General features: G+C 43.5%; 9 protein-coding genes. 3 read left to right on the top strand and 6 right to left on the bottom strand.

Annotated elements, in window-relative coordinates:
* From BI182_RS10550 to BI182_RS10535, 4 genes are all read right to left on the bottom strand, one after another.
* Positions 1-2,294, bottom strand: a 2,294-nt coding sequence (locus BI182_RS10550; protein ID WP_286807793.1) for a Lon protease family protein, incomplete at its 3' end; no start/stop codon positions are given.
* Between the two features lie 196 nt (positions 2,295-2,490).
* Entirely contained in the window at positions 2,491-4,800 is a 2,310-nt protein-coding gene (locus BI182_RS10545; RefSeq protein WP_263992416.1) for a methyl-accepting chemotaxis protein, read from the bottom strand.
* A gap of 294 nt (positions 4,801-5,094) precedes the next feature.
* Positions 5,095-7,425, bottom strand: a complete 2,331-nt coding sequence (locus tag BI182_RS10540; protein ID WP_286807792.1) for a methyl-accepting chemotaxis protein — start codon at positions 7,423-7,425, stop codon at positions 5,095-5,097.
* 368 nt (positions 7,426-7,793) lie between these two features.
* Entirely contained in the window at positions 7,794-8,198 is a 405-nt protein-coding gene (locus BI182_RS10535) for a hypothetical protein (RefSeq protein ID WP_070369465.1), read from the bottom strand.
* 259 nt (positions 8,199-8,457) lie between these two features.
* On the opposite strand from BI182_RS10535, the gene BI182_RS10530 reads away from it, so the two are divergent.
* Positions 8,458-9,135 (top strand): LiaF transmembrane domain-containing protein, encoded by a 678-nt coding sequence (locus BI182_RS10530; RefSeq protein ID WP_070369464.1) that lies wholly within the window; start codon positions 8,458-8,460, stop codon positions 9,133-9,135.
* Positions 9,132-9,977 carry a DUF4097 family beta strand repeat-containing protein gene (locus tag BI182_RS10525; RefSeq protein ID WP_148636483.1) on the top strand — a complete coding sequence of 282 codons (846 nt, stop codon included), beginning with the start codon at positions 9,132-9,134 and terminating at the stop codon, positions 9,975-9,977. Before BI182_RS10530 ends, BI182_RS10525 begins: the two co-directional genes overlap by 4 nt.
* A 56-nt stretch (positions 9,978-10,033) precedes the next feature.
* Here the strand turns inward: BI182_RS10525 and BI182_RS10520 are convergent, their stop codons facing one another.
* Positions 10,034-10,669 carry a flavodoxin family protein gene (locus BI182_RS10520; RefSeq protein ID WP_070369461.1) on the bottom strand — a complete coding sequence of 212 codons (636 nt, stop codon included), beginning with the start codon at positions 10,667-10,669 and terminating at the stop codon, positions 10,034-10,036.
* Positions 10,670-10,844: 175 nt separating this feature from the next.
* Between BI182_RS10520 and BI182_RS10515 the strand changes: the two genes are divergently transcribed.
* Positions 10,845-11,501, top strand: a complete 657-nt coding sequence (locus BI182_RS10515; protein ID WP_148636482.1) for a YczE/YyaS/YitT family protein — start codon at positions 10,845-10,847, stop codon at positions 11,499-11,501.
* A 45-nt stretch (positions 11,502-11,546) separates the two neighbouring features.
* Here the strand turns inward: BI182_RS10515 and BI182_RS10510 are convergent, their stop codons facing one another.
* The gene (locus tag BI182_RS10510) at positions 11,547-13,115 is read right to left on the bottom strand and encodes an HD domain-containing phosphohydrolase (RefSeq protein WP_286807791.1); all 1,569 of its coding nucleotides are present in this window, start codon (positions 13,113-13,115) and stop codon (positions 11,547-11,549) included.
* Positions 13,116-13,204: the final 89 nt, after the last annotated feature.

Below are 13,204 nucleotides of genomic sequence, written 5' to 3'. Positions count from 1 at the left end.
TAAATGTTGAAGCGTCCCTGCGCAACTGCCTCGATCACCTCATCTTTTAACATCAGATTAATGGTATTGCTGGCAGGAATGATAACACCCTGGTCTCCGGTTAGTCCAGCCGTCTGACAAACATCAAAGAAACCTTCGATTTTTTCATTGACACCCCCAATGGGCTGGATTTCACCGCGCTGATCCACCGAACCGGTAACAGCCAGACACTGCCGGATACCAACTCCTGCTAAACTTGAAATGATCGCATAGAGCTCGGCACTGGAGGCACTGTCCCCCTCGACGCCATCGTATAATTGTTCAAAGGTAATCTGGGCTGTCAATCCCAGTGGTTTATCCTGAGCAAACTTTCCGCCCAGATATCCGGCCAGCGTCAATACACCCTTGGAATGAATATTACCGCTCATTTCGGTTTCCCGCTCGATGTTCACGACCCCGCCGTGCCCCACATGAGTAATTGCAGTAATCCGGGAAGGTAGCCCAAATGTATAACCACCGGTCTGAATGATAAACAACCCATTAATCTGCCCCACTGTTATTCCCGTCGTGTCAATGATAATCCGTCGATCCGCAATCTCTTCCTGAATTTTTTCCTCCAACCGGTTAAACCGATAGTTACGATCATTGACGGCCTTTTTCACATGAACCATGCGCACGGTCTCACTACCGTCTGATTTTGCTCGGGCAATGGATTCATAGATAACCTCCCTGACATCGCCAAATCGGGTTGACAATTTTTTCTGGTTTCCCGCCAGTCGTGATCCATATTCAATGATACCGGCCAAACCGGTCTGATCAAAACAATGAACATCTTTTTCCTCGCAAATTCCACTGACAAAGGAAACATACTTACGAATATTCTCCTGATTACGGGGCATTTCTGAATCGAAATCAACTTTCACCTTAAAAAGCTCCCGGAAATCCTCATCACTGGAAAGAACCAGATAGAAAAGCGGACTACCAATGAGAATGACCTTAATGTTGAGTGGAATTGCTTCCGGTTTCAACGTAACCGTCGGAACGGTTCGATATTGCTCCCCAATATTTTCAATTACTGCAGCCCTGTTCCTGAGCATTTTTTTTAAAACATTCCAGACAAAGGGATCAGTCAGTAAATCTTTTGCCTGCAAAACCAGATACCCTCCGTTGGCCAGATGGATGGCTCCAGGTTTCACCATGGTAAAATCGGTATTAACCAGAAAAAGCTGACTTTTATACTCAATTTTTCCAAAGATATTGTAATAATATGGATTTGACTCCGTAATAACGGGTGCCCCCTGCAGATTTTCATTATTGATAAATAAATTGACGCGATAGCGATTATATGGATCAGTTTCACCCTGACCGGTAAACCCATTAAAAGTAACTGGACTGTCACCATCACTCTCCTGTTGATTTGTTTCATCCGGCTGATGAGTGGCAGGATGTGTTTCCTGATTAGTAAAGATGCCATAGCGATCTGCCACATCATGCAAAACATTATCGAGATACTCAACAATTTGTGAGGACGCCTGGTATTTTTCTTTTAATGAAACAATTAGTGGTTGCGCCCCACGATATGCTGTTTCTCTGGTCAGCTCGATAATTTGAGCAGTCATTTTTTTTTCGGCCTGTTGACCATCTGCCAATATTCGTTCCAACTTTTTGACCAATAGATAACGCTTTTCGTTGATGATATTGCGCTGTTCGTCGCTCAGGTTACTATACTCTTCCGGTTGATAGGGTCGGCCATCATAGAGTGGAATAAACACAAATTTCATCCCCACCGTTTTGACACCAAAACCATCCTCAAGTGCTTTCTGATTGATGATCATCACCAATTCTTCCATTTTAAGCTGATAGGTGTTAAAGATCCGATCTTTTTTGAGTTCATAATCGGTGCTTTCAAAATTTTTCCGAATTACATTTTTAAGTTCTAGAATCAGCTTGTCCATATCCTTCTGAAAGATCCGGCCCTTCCCTGCTGGCAGTGAAACCGCCAATGGTTTGTCCTTATTGCTGAAATTGTAAATATAACACCAGTCGTCAGGAACCGGACGCAAGGCTGCCGCCCGATTAACGACATCATTGGTGTACTCGCTCTTGCCCGTCCCTGATGGACCAACGACAAAAATATGATATCCATCATCCTCCATGGCAATACCAAATTCCATGGACTTGACTGCCCGTTCTTGTCCGGCAATCGCATCCAGGGGCGATACGTCCAGGGTCGAATTGCAGAATTTCAATTCTTCTGAGTTGCAGACTTTTTTTAGTTTATCGATGGGAACCCGATACTGATCATGTATTTTCATATCCTGCCACCTTTCCAATTTTGAAAGCAAAGAAAATCAACAGTCTCTTTTTCGTTAAACCTTTATTATATTGATATCCAACTTGTTTGAAATTACGCAAGTTTTGCAAATAAAAATGCACCATAGACGCATTTAGTCGACGGTGCATTTTGTTACTGCTTAAGGGTTTATTCTAATTATTTATCTGTTTGTTGATCTATCGCAATTGAAACTGGTCAATCATCTGTTTTAACAGAATCGACTGGCCGGAAAGCTCTTCGCTGGCTGCTGCACTTTCTTCTGCCGTGGCCGAGTTCTGCTGGACAACCTGGGCAACCTGTTCAACGCCCATGTTAATCTGAGCAATGCCAGTGGCCTGTTCGTTGGATGCTTCGGCGATGTTACCGATCAAATCATTGACCTGGGCAATTCCAGCCACGATTTCATCCAGAGCGCTGGCGGTTTCATCAGCAATTTTGGTACCTTCAGCCACCTTGCTGATGGAGCCTTCAATTAAGCCAGTTGTTTCTTTGGCGGCATCGGCACTGCGGGCAGCCAGCGTCCGAACTTCTTCGGCCACCACCGCAAAACCTTTTCCGTGCTGTCCGGCCCGAGCCGCTTCCACTGCCGCATTCAGGGCCAGAATATTGGTCTGGAAGGCAATATCATCAATGACCTTGATAATCTTGGAGATATCTTCAGACGACTTGTTGATCTCCACCATCGACTGCTGCATTTCCGTCATTTGATGGTTACCTTTGTCGGCATTTCCCATCACATCGGTGGCCAGTTCTCTGGCTTTATTGGCATTGACGGCGTTATTCTTGGTTTGATCGGCAATCTCCGTAATCGAGGCCGTCAGTTCCTGAATCGAGCTGGCCTGCTCGGTGGATCCCTGGGCCAGCGCCTGACTGCTGTCGGATACCTGGTTGGCCCCGGCATTAACCTGCTCTGCGGCATGATTAATGTCACCCAACAACGAGTTCAAGGTTCCAATAATGGTATTGAGGGCATCCGAAATCGCATTGAAATCGCCGCCAAAGGCACTGACATGATCCAGGTTCAGATTACCATTGCTGATTTCTCCAGTAACCGTGGCTATTTCGGTGACGATCGTTTTAAAATTACTGCCCATTTCGTTGACCGCTTGTTTTAGTACATCAAAACTCCCCTGGTAATAGCCATCAACAGTCACATCCAGATTGCCTTTGGCAATCGCATCCATTACCGTTGCGACCTCTTCCATCGGTCTGGCCATTACCGCAAGTATGCCATTCATTCCGCCAATCAGTTCGTTCCATGAACCACTGAACTTGGTTTCATCAGCCCGAACGTCAAGATCGCCCTGCATGGCCGCGGTGGTTAGAATGATGGCATCACCAATCAGGTTATCAATGGATTTTTTAACCTCACGCAGATTAGTTTCAATCGCACTGAACTGCTCATAAATCTCACTGGTATACTCATCGGGTTCCTGAATATTCATATCAAAATCAAGATTCCCTGCTGATAAGCGTTGTAAATTTTCAGCCAGGCGGTTGATTTCGACTTCAGCATATTTATTCGCACTCATGGTTCCCGTCGTGTTAAATGACGTTTCTACATAACCAATGGTCTGACCCTTTTTGTCGATAATTGGTGTTGTATCCATTCGATAATGCCCGCCGCGATATTCAAAGGGAAACTCAATTCTGCCCGTTTTGCGGTATGCTTTTACACCGCAATCCTCGTTTTTACACATATCCAGATTCGATTTACAACAGTCATCACCATAAAGTGATTCCCGACTGCCATCTCTCCCGGTTGCAATTCTCAAATCCTGGAGCGTCTTATTGATAAAGGTCCATTTCAAGTCCGTATCGACAACGGTAATCCGGTATGGCATGGCATCCAGAATCGCCTGAAAGAAATCACGTTTGTCAGCCAGGGTTAGTATGGCCCGATTGAGATGTTTGATCCCTTTATTATAATCACCCACCATTTCCGGCGTCTGATAATCTTCCAGGTCGGCCTCATTTTCTACCAGTTCGGGAAGCTGCATCAAGTAATCATTTAGCGTTTTGATGGTCGACTGGATTACTACCAGGTTATTCCCGATAATGTCTCCCTCCGCTGGCAGAACAACCGGTTCCGACAATTCCCCCAAAGCCAATTTTTCTGTCATTTCTGAATGCAACTTCATTTTGTCAGCAATCTCAAAAAGTGCATCAGCCACTTCTCCCAACTGATCCTGGGTGTTTTCAACTTTGATCGCTGCTGCCATATCGCCACTAGCCAGCCGATTGGCTGCTTCAGTCAATCGGGTTAACCGGTTTGAAAGTCCCTTTACGCTAAGAACACTCACGCCAACCATGACGGCGATACCAATTGCGAAAATTACCACCAGGTTATTTTGAACTTCAGCAAACTGGGGCAAACTCTGACTGGCAACGGTCATCGCTATGCCCGCCGTTATACCAAAAATCAGGATCGCCGGTAGAACTACCGTCTGAATAATTTTTGACAGCAAACTCTTTTTTTGTCCCATCCTATCCTCCTATGATTAACAATTTTCAAATAAGTAATTCGTCTTCACCACGTTTCCTGGAAAGATTATACCCATAAAACAATCTTGCAATCGTTGCTGTTACTCTTCACAGCCCAGGTATTCAGCCAGCATCATTTAAAAATTGGTTTCATTATATATGAAATTTCTCGTAAACTCAACTTCAATTTTTGTTTCTTTAAAATGTTCTATCAGCTTTGTATTAAACACAATTAAAAATGACGTTAGCAGCATTTCCTAACGTCATTTCCAATTAAATAGTTATTATTTGGTCATTTATCGCAACTGAAACTGGTCAATCATCTGTTTTAACAGAATCGACTGGCCGGAAAGCTCTTCGCTGGCTGCTGCACTTTCTTCTGCTGTGGCCGAGTTCTGCTGGACAACCTGGGCAACCTGTTCAACGCCCATGTTAATCTGAGCAATGCCAGTGGCCTGTTCGTTGGATGCTTCGGCGATGTTACCGATCAAATCATTGACCTGGGCAATTCCAGCCACGATTTCATCCAGAGCGCTGGCGGTTTCATCAGCAATTTTGGTACCTTCAGCCACCTTGCTGATGGAGCCTTCAATTAAGCCGGTTGTTTCTTTGGCGGCATCGGCACTGCGGGCAGCCAGCGTCCGAACTTCTTCGGCCACCACCGCAAAACCTTTTCCGTGCTGTCCGGCCCGAGCCGCTTCCACTGCCGCATTCAGGGCCAGAATATTGGTCTGGAAGGCAATATCATCAATGACCTTGATAATCTTGGAGATATCTTCAGACGACTTGTTGATCTCCACCATCGACTGCTGCATTTCCGTCATTTGATGGTTACCTTTGTCGGCATTTCCCATCACATCGGTGGCCAGTTCTCTGGCTTTATTGGCATTGACGGCGTTATTCTTGGTTTGATCGGCAATCTCCGTAATCGAAGCCGTCAGTTCCTGAATCGAGCTGGCCTGCTCGGTGGATCCCTGGGCCAGCGCCTGACTGCTGTCGGATACCTGGTTGGCCCCGGCATTAACCTGCTCTGCGGCATGATTAATGTCACCCAACAACGAGTTCAAGGTTCCAATAATGGTATTGAGGGCATCCGAAATTATACTAAAATCACCGCCGAAATCACTGACATTGTCCAGGTTAAGATTGCCTTTGCCAATCGCCTCGGTAACCGTCGATATTTCCCCAACAATTTCCTTGAATCCCGCCCCCATTGAATTGACTGACTCCTTAAGCTCCTCAAAACTTCCTTGGTAAGAGCCTTTTACCGTTGCTTTCAGGTTGCCGCTTGAAATCTGATCCATCACTACCGAAACCTCTTGAAGCGGCTTTGATATTTCAGCAAGGATACCATTCATCCCGCTGATCAATTCCTGCCATGAGCCATCAAACTTTGTCTCATCCGCCCGGGTACCCAGCTGTCCTTCAATTGCAGCATGGGTCAGTTTGCTGGCATCATCAATCAGATTGCCAATGGTGCCTTTCACCTCTGCCAGGCTATCCCCAATTGCCTTAAACTGCTCATAAACTTCGCTGGTGTACTGTCCTGGTTCATCGACCTGTAAATCCAAATCCAGATTACCTTCAGATAAACGATGGAGATTTTCAGCCAGTCGCATGACCGCATCGCTACGATAATTATTCACACTCATAACCGGAGTGATATCATGGGAGACATCCACATAACCAATCTTCTCGCCTTTTCGATTGATCAGATTCATGGTATCCATACGATAATGTCGATCACGGAATTCAAAACGATGCTCAGAATAACCCAGCTCATTGAGTCGCTCACCACCAGCGTTTAACGCTTTAACCCCACAGTCTTCGGTGTGGCACATTTCCAGATTACAGGAGTTGCACGGAACCCCACGAATCTCTTCCCGAGAACTGGCTGTCCCGGTCAGTTTCATAAGATCTTCGAGAATTTTATTAACAAAAACCATATTCATATTCTGGTCAATTGTTGTAATCCGATAAGGTAAGGCATCCAGAATGGTTAAATAATATTCCATATTGGTGGAAACTGTTGCCATGGCCTGATTCACGTGAGTGATGGCTTTTTTATAATCACCAGCCAGATTATCTTCGATACGACGATCAAAATACTCGTTTTTTTCAACTAATTCCGGCATTGAGACAAGATAGTCAAGCAGTTTCGTCATCGACTTTTGTGCCGCTAACAAATCATTTCCCAACAGGTCATTACCCGATACTAAAGAAATATCCTCTGTTAAATCTCCAGTCGCCATTTTCTGAGCCATTTTTGCATAAATTTTATTATTCTCTACAACCAAGGACAAGGCTTCTGAAATGGCACTCAACTGATCCTGAGCGTCACCCGACCGCAATTTGACATCAATATCTCCATCCGCTATTTTTTGTGCGGCTTCAGCCAGATTGGTTATTCTGTTTGACGAATCCTTCATCCCTAAAACAACGATGCCGATAACCACTGCTAAACCGATTACATAAACCAGCAATAAGCTGTTTTGAATCTCTGAGAACTGCTCAAAGCTCTGACTTGTAATGACCATAGCAATACCTGCGACAGCACCAAATACTAATGCTACCGGTACGACAACTGTCATCAGGATCTTTGACAATAAACTCTTTTGATTTTTCATACGCTTTCTCCTTAAATTTTATACTCATTTAAAATTAATCTAACTGCCCATCACAGTTCCAGTCTGTGATCAAACCGGAAAGGACACATCATGTAAGAAACACGACAAGGATTATCTTTCATGATTTAGATTCTCATTTGGTCACGAATAATATTATATCGGATAATTTACGAAATCACAATTATTATTTGACTTTCACAAACATTCTAAGTGATTCCACTACTCTATTATCGTCAGTTTTCAGCCAAACATTAACTTAATTTAAATTTAAGTCAAAAGCAAAAAACGGCCTAAACTTCTTTTAAAAAAAAGAGCTGAAACAAATTCAGCTGGTTTTTTATAATCAGATAACATCTTTCTTTCGTTTTTTAATGGGAACTGCTGTATACCAACTCGTTTTTTTCAAAGTCAAACGTATTGTTAATGTGTCCCAGAATAATGAGTACTTTACTCAGATTCTCAAAATACACAGCATCATACTTGGCGCTCCCAATGTCAAATCCCTTTAACGTCGGTAATAATTCTTCAGCACGATCATGATTGCTTTCCACCGTGGTACACAATTTGTAGAGCTTTTTAAACTGATATTCCTCCACCACATAGAATCGGCCGTCATCGACGCCATTTTGAATGTTCTCTAAAAACCAGCGATGAATCTGATTAGTTTTTTTAAACCGCCCCATCACTTCTGAAGCCACTGCCCAAGGCTTTAGCCGCAATTGTTTGAGATCCACACCCTTGTCACATTTATATAAAACACTCTCTAAACCCATGTTGTCTCCCTCCACTTAGCAATCGATCTTGCTTTTTTAGTAATGCACACAATCAGTGAATCTCACCAAATGAACCAGCTTATTTAAGATTCTGATGTTATCGCATTTGTCTTTCTACCATTTTACCTACCCCTTTTCATTTAGTCAATTATAAATAACATCGTTTTAGTTTATTTTTAAATTATAATCGGTGCCGATGAATTTTATTTCGTTCAGAGTCATGTTATAATATAGAAAACTGTGAAGTAAGGAGAAAAAAATGAGAAATCGAGTCGGAAACTTGTTATGGGGACTTCTGTTGGTCGTTATTGGCCTTGGTTTTGCCGGAAATGTGTTTGGCCTTTGGAATTTTGAATTATTTTTTACTGGCTGGTGGACCCTGTTTATAATTGTTCCCTGTGCCATTAGCATGGTTCAAAATGGGATTCAGCTTTGGAATACCATTGGACTGGGTATTGGGGTATTACTTTTTATATCAGCCCGGGGTTATTTTGATGGGTCGCTACTGGTCGATCTGATTTTTCCAATTATTATCATTGCCGTTGGTCTGAGCATTATGTTTAAAGATCGCCTCAGCAAAAATGCCAAGCTGATTCAAGGCATGACTAAGGATGGTCTCCCCGAATATTCTGCTGTTTTCGGCGGTCAGGAGATTAACTTTCCTGGCGAAGAATTTAATGGTGCTAATTTAACTGCGGTTTTCGGGAGTGTCTCCCTTGACCTAAGACAAGCGATTATCAACCAGGACATTTATATTTCTGCCACTGCCGTCTTTGGCGGCGTTGATCTGTTGGTTCCCAATAATGTCCGGGTAGAAATGTCGACAACACCGATTTTTGGCGGCGCTTCGAACAAAGCCAATCAACCATTAGGCGATAATCCTCCGACTATCTATATCAACTCCACCAATATCTTCGGGGGGACAGAAGTCAAATGAATACCAATCACACTTGGATTAAATACCTGGCCATTGCCTTTGGTCTGGTTCTGGCATTAGGAATCATCTCCAGTATTGTCAATGGCGGCGTGGCTCTTTTGCGGGGTTTTGGATTTATCGATAATCGCCCCCCCATCACTGAACAAAATAGTCATAGCTTCAAGCAGGATTTCAGTGGTAAACTGGAGTCCGTTCTGATCAAATTTGACGCCGGTAGTATTACCCTGCAAAGCGGCGACACTTTTCAAGTTGAAGGTACAAACATTCCGGCAAGCTTAACTGCCACTCTGGACAATAGCAAACTTGTCATTGAAGATCAGGAAAATACCAATATCTTGCCGAATCTGATCGGCAAAGATAAAGCTCCCAATCTTGTGGTGACAATCCCTCGTGACACGCATTTGAAAAAAATGGAACTTGAAATCGGGGCTGGACGTGGCGAATTATTAGAAATTATCACCGATGAACTGATCCTCAAACAAGGCGCTGGAGAAATTGTCGCAGACCAGCTTCAAGCCGATTCCGGTAAACTTAACGGCGGTGCCGGTGCTGTTCATTTTACCGATGTTCAACTCAATGACTTTGCGATCAAAGGTGGTGTCGGACTCATAGATATTCAAGGACTGGTTACTGGCGATCTGGAAATCGACTGTGGCGTTGGCCAGACCAGTTTAGATATCAACGCCAGTGTGAACGACTATTTTATTACCGCTGACCAGGGTATTGGCCCCATTACCATTAATGGTCAAAATCTTTCAGAAACTGGTACTGGATCAAAATCTGCACCGCATCACATTGATATCGATGGCGGGGTCGGACCAGTTAACTTGACCTTTAAATAGCCCATGAAAAAACACGTTTAAACGATTGTCTAAACGTGTTTTTTAGTGAATCTGACTTATCTGACAAAATGCATATACACTTTTTTATAAGGGTTCGGCTCGGCCACAACCCCCTTGCCATTTTCGATCAGGCGCATCAACCAAACCATATTGGCAGCTGTGACCTCAATGGTCTGAGCACCTTCAGTATCCTGGGAGGCTTCTCCCGCAGTCCGACCATGAATAACATTCCAGTAGTTACCAGTAGCCATAACCATTTCGGAGTAGGTGATATAGTGATTTAATTGATCAATGCTTGCCACCCCACCAGAACGTCTGACGGCAACCAGGGCGCCAGCCACCTTGTGACGAAACAATCCACCATTGGCGCCAGCAACATAAAAAGCTCGATCCAAAAATGACTTCATATTTCCGCTGATGCCGGAAAAGTGGACAGGGCTGGCAAAAACAATCCCATCAGCGGCCTTCATTTTTTGAATTCCTTCGTTGACAACATCTTTGGTAAAGATACACTGCTCGTTTTTATTTTTTCCACAGGCATTGCATCCCGTACAGCCTTGAACCGCCTTCATCCCAACGTTGAAAATTTCAAAATCGATGCTTTCTTGAGCAAAAATATCACCCGCAATACTAAGCGCCGTAAATGTATTTCCTTCACCGTGAGGACTGCCATTTATACCAATTACTTTCATTTCTTACCTCCCAAGCATTATGCTCCAGCTATTCTATTTGTTGTTAGTATACCACATTATTTTTAAAGTAAACAAGCAGTCAACTGCTTGAAATCTTTCAGATTAGCAGATTTTATTGTTTGACCACGAATTGTTTTGTGTTATACTAGGAACATTATTCTATCAGGAGGGCATCATGACTGGCTACATTGTAAGATTTATCAAACTAAATTTTGGGCTCTTTCTATATGGATTGGGAATTATTGTGACCATGCGGGCAAATGTCGGTTATGCTCCCTGGGAAGTTCTGCACAGTGGGATCAGTCAAACCCTTGGGGTCAGTATCGGGTTGGTGAATACCGCCGTGGGCGCCCTCATTGTTGCCATTGTATTCATGCTGGGGGAAAAAATTGGACTTGGCACTATTTTTAATATGTTCATGATCGGACTCTTCATGGATCTGATCCTTTATTTAGATTTCATCCCACTTTTTGACAACTTCTGGATCGGGTCTCTGGTACTCATTATTGGTCTTTTTATTATTTCACTGGGAACATACTTTTATATTTCATCAGCCTTCGGCGCTGGTCCCCGGGATAGCCTGATGGTGGCGGTAACCCGCAAGACAGGACTGCCTGTGGGCCTTTGCCGCGGTATTTTGGAAGTCAGTGTTGTTTTTATTGGCTGGCTACTGGGTGGAATGGTTGGTTTGGGAACGGTTATTTCGGCCTTTGCCATTGGGTTTTGTGTACAAATCACCTTTAAACTGGTAAAATTTGACCCCACCCAGGTAAAACATGAAACCTTTGGCGTCATGTTTCATAATTTGCGCAACCTCAAAAAACACGATTAAACTGGAACGCTTAACAAAGCGTTTCAGTTCAGTTGTCACCAATACTTAATCCTCATTTTTAATTATGTCAATAAACACTCTGGCAATTTCAGGATCAAACTGGGTTCCGGAACAACGGTTAATCTCTTCAATTGCTTCTTCAACTGTGAACGATTCCATATGAAACCGCATCTTGGTCATTGCATCATAGGCATCAGCAATCGCAATGATTCGGGCTTCCAGTGAAATTTCTTCGCCTTTTAGTCCTTTAGGGTACCCACAACCATCCCAGCGTTCGTGGCTCTCAAGGATGTGATCGGCAATTTCAGCAAACTCATTGGCAGAACTTAAAATACGGTAGCCAATTTCAGGATGACGCCTGATTTCTGCCCAATCTTCATCATTAAGTTTTTCTGATTTGTCAAGAATTCCATCGGCGATGCCAATCTTTCCAATATCATGCATTAATCCAGCCGTCTTTAGATCATGGGAGTCCTTTATGTTCAGCCCAATCTTACTTCCTAATTCAGCCGACAGTTTGCTGACCCGTTCGGAGTGTAACATCTCCTTCTGGTATTTATCAAACAAGGTTTCAATGACCATTCCGACCGTTTTATTCCGCATCCCCAGGCTTTCAGTAAGTTTTCGACGATACATATAGTCTTCGGCTTTTTTAAATACCTGTTGGATATCTTCATCCTTGTCATATTTTGTTTCAAACCCAAATGAAATGGATAACTCCATGGTGCCGACTTTCTCCTTACTAGCCAATTTTTCAATACGTGCGATTATTTCTTCGGCAACCACTTGATCGGTTTTCGGTAATAAGACAACAAACTCATCGCCACCTAATCTTGCTACAACATCATCAGCCCGACACGACTTGGAAATGACAGCAGCCGCTTTTTTTAATAATTCGTCCCCCATGACGTGTCCAAAACTGTCATTTACCAGTTTTAATCCATTAACATCTCCCATGATTAAAGACAGCGGAAGATTTCGCAGGGTATCCATACGACGAAGTTCTTCTTCGTAAAAACGCCGGTTATAGAGTCCGGTGAGCTGATCGTGATAGCTTAAAAATTGAATCTGTTCCAGCTTCTGTTTTTTCTCGGTATAATCCCGGAATACCACCACAACACCAAGCACCTCGCCGCCTTCATCAATAATCGGAGCAGCGCTGTCTTCGATGGGGCGTTCACTGCCATCGCTGGCAATCAGCAGGGTTTGATTATCCAACTCCCGAATACTTTTTGTAGTGATAACATCTGCAACAATGTTTCCAGCTTTCTCATGGTTGGTGTCATTTACAATGTTAAATACGTCTTCAAATGGTTTACCCAAGGCCTCATTTTTTGTCCAGCCGGTTAATTCTTCTGCCACCCGGTTAATAAATAGAATCTGGCCATTCCGATCACAGGAGATAACCCCATCGCCAACAGAAATCAGCGTTGTCTCAAGCAGTTTGCTTTCTTGTTCCAGGGCGGATTCCAGCCGCTTGCTTTCGGTAATATCAATTCCTACTCCGGTGAAATACCGTTTTCCATCGAGGTTCATCAGCACCCCATTGGATCGAATGAGGAGTTTTCCGCCACCCTTGTTATTCAGCAAATTATTCGCTTTAAATTTCATCATTATCAGTCAAAATAAAAGAAGGTATCGGATAAAATATTCTGCAGCATAATGCGTCAGATTGTTTGATCCGGTACCTTCTTGTGTTATCA

The organism is Acetobacterium sp. MES1 (assembly GCF_002237635.1).
GTDB lineage: Bacteria > Bacillota > Clostridia > Eubacteriales > Eubacteriaceae > Acetobacterium > Acetobacterium wieringae.
This window is presented reverse-complemented; position numbering and strand designations above follow the sequence as displayed.

Bases quoted from the DNA above. Each gene is read 5' to 3' on its own strand.
- BI182_RS10545 (WP_263992416.1), bottom strand. From the start codon at position 4,800: ATGGGACAAAAAAAGAGTTTGCTGTCAAAAATTATTCAGACGGTAGTT.
- BI182_RS10540 (WP_286807792.1), bottom strand. From the start codon at position 7,425: ATGAAAAATCAAAAGAGTTTATTGTCAAAGATCCTGATGACAGTTGTC.
- BI182_RS10535 (WP_070369465.1), bottom strand. From the start codon at position 8,198: ATGGGTTTAGAGAGTGTTTTATATAAATGTGACAAGGGTGTGGATCTC.
- BI182_RS10530 (WP_070369464.1), top strand. From the start codon at position 8,458: ATGAGAAATCGAGTCGGAAACTTGTTATGGGGACTTCTGTTGGTCGTT.
- BI182_RS10525 (WP_148636483.1), top strand. From the start codon at position 9,132: ATGAATACCAATCACACTTGGATTAAATACCTGGCCATTGCCTTTGGT.
- BI182_RS10520 (WP_070369461.1), bottom strand. From the start codon at position 10,669: ATGAAAGTAATTGGTATAAATGGCAGTCCTCACGGTGAAGGAAATACA.
- BI182_RS10515 (WP_148636482.1), top strand. From the start codon at position 10,845: ATGACTGGCTACATTGTAAGATTTATCAAACTAAATTTTGGGCTCTTT.
- BI182_RS10510 (WP_286807791.1), bottom strand. From the start codon at position 13,115: ATGATGAAATTTAAAGCGAATAATTTGCTGAATAACAAGGGTGGCGGA.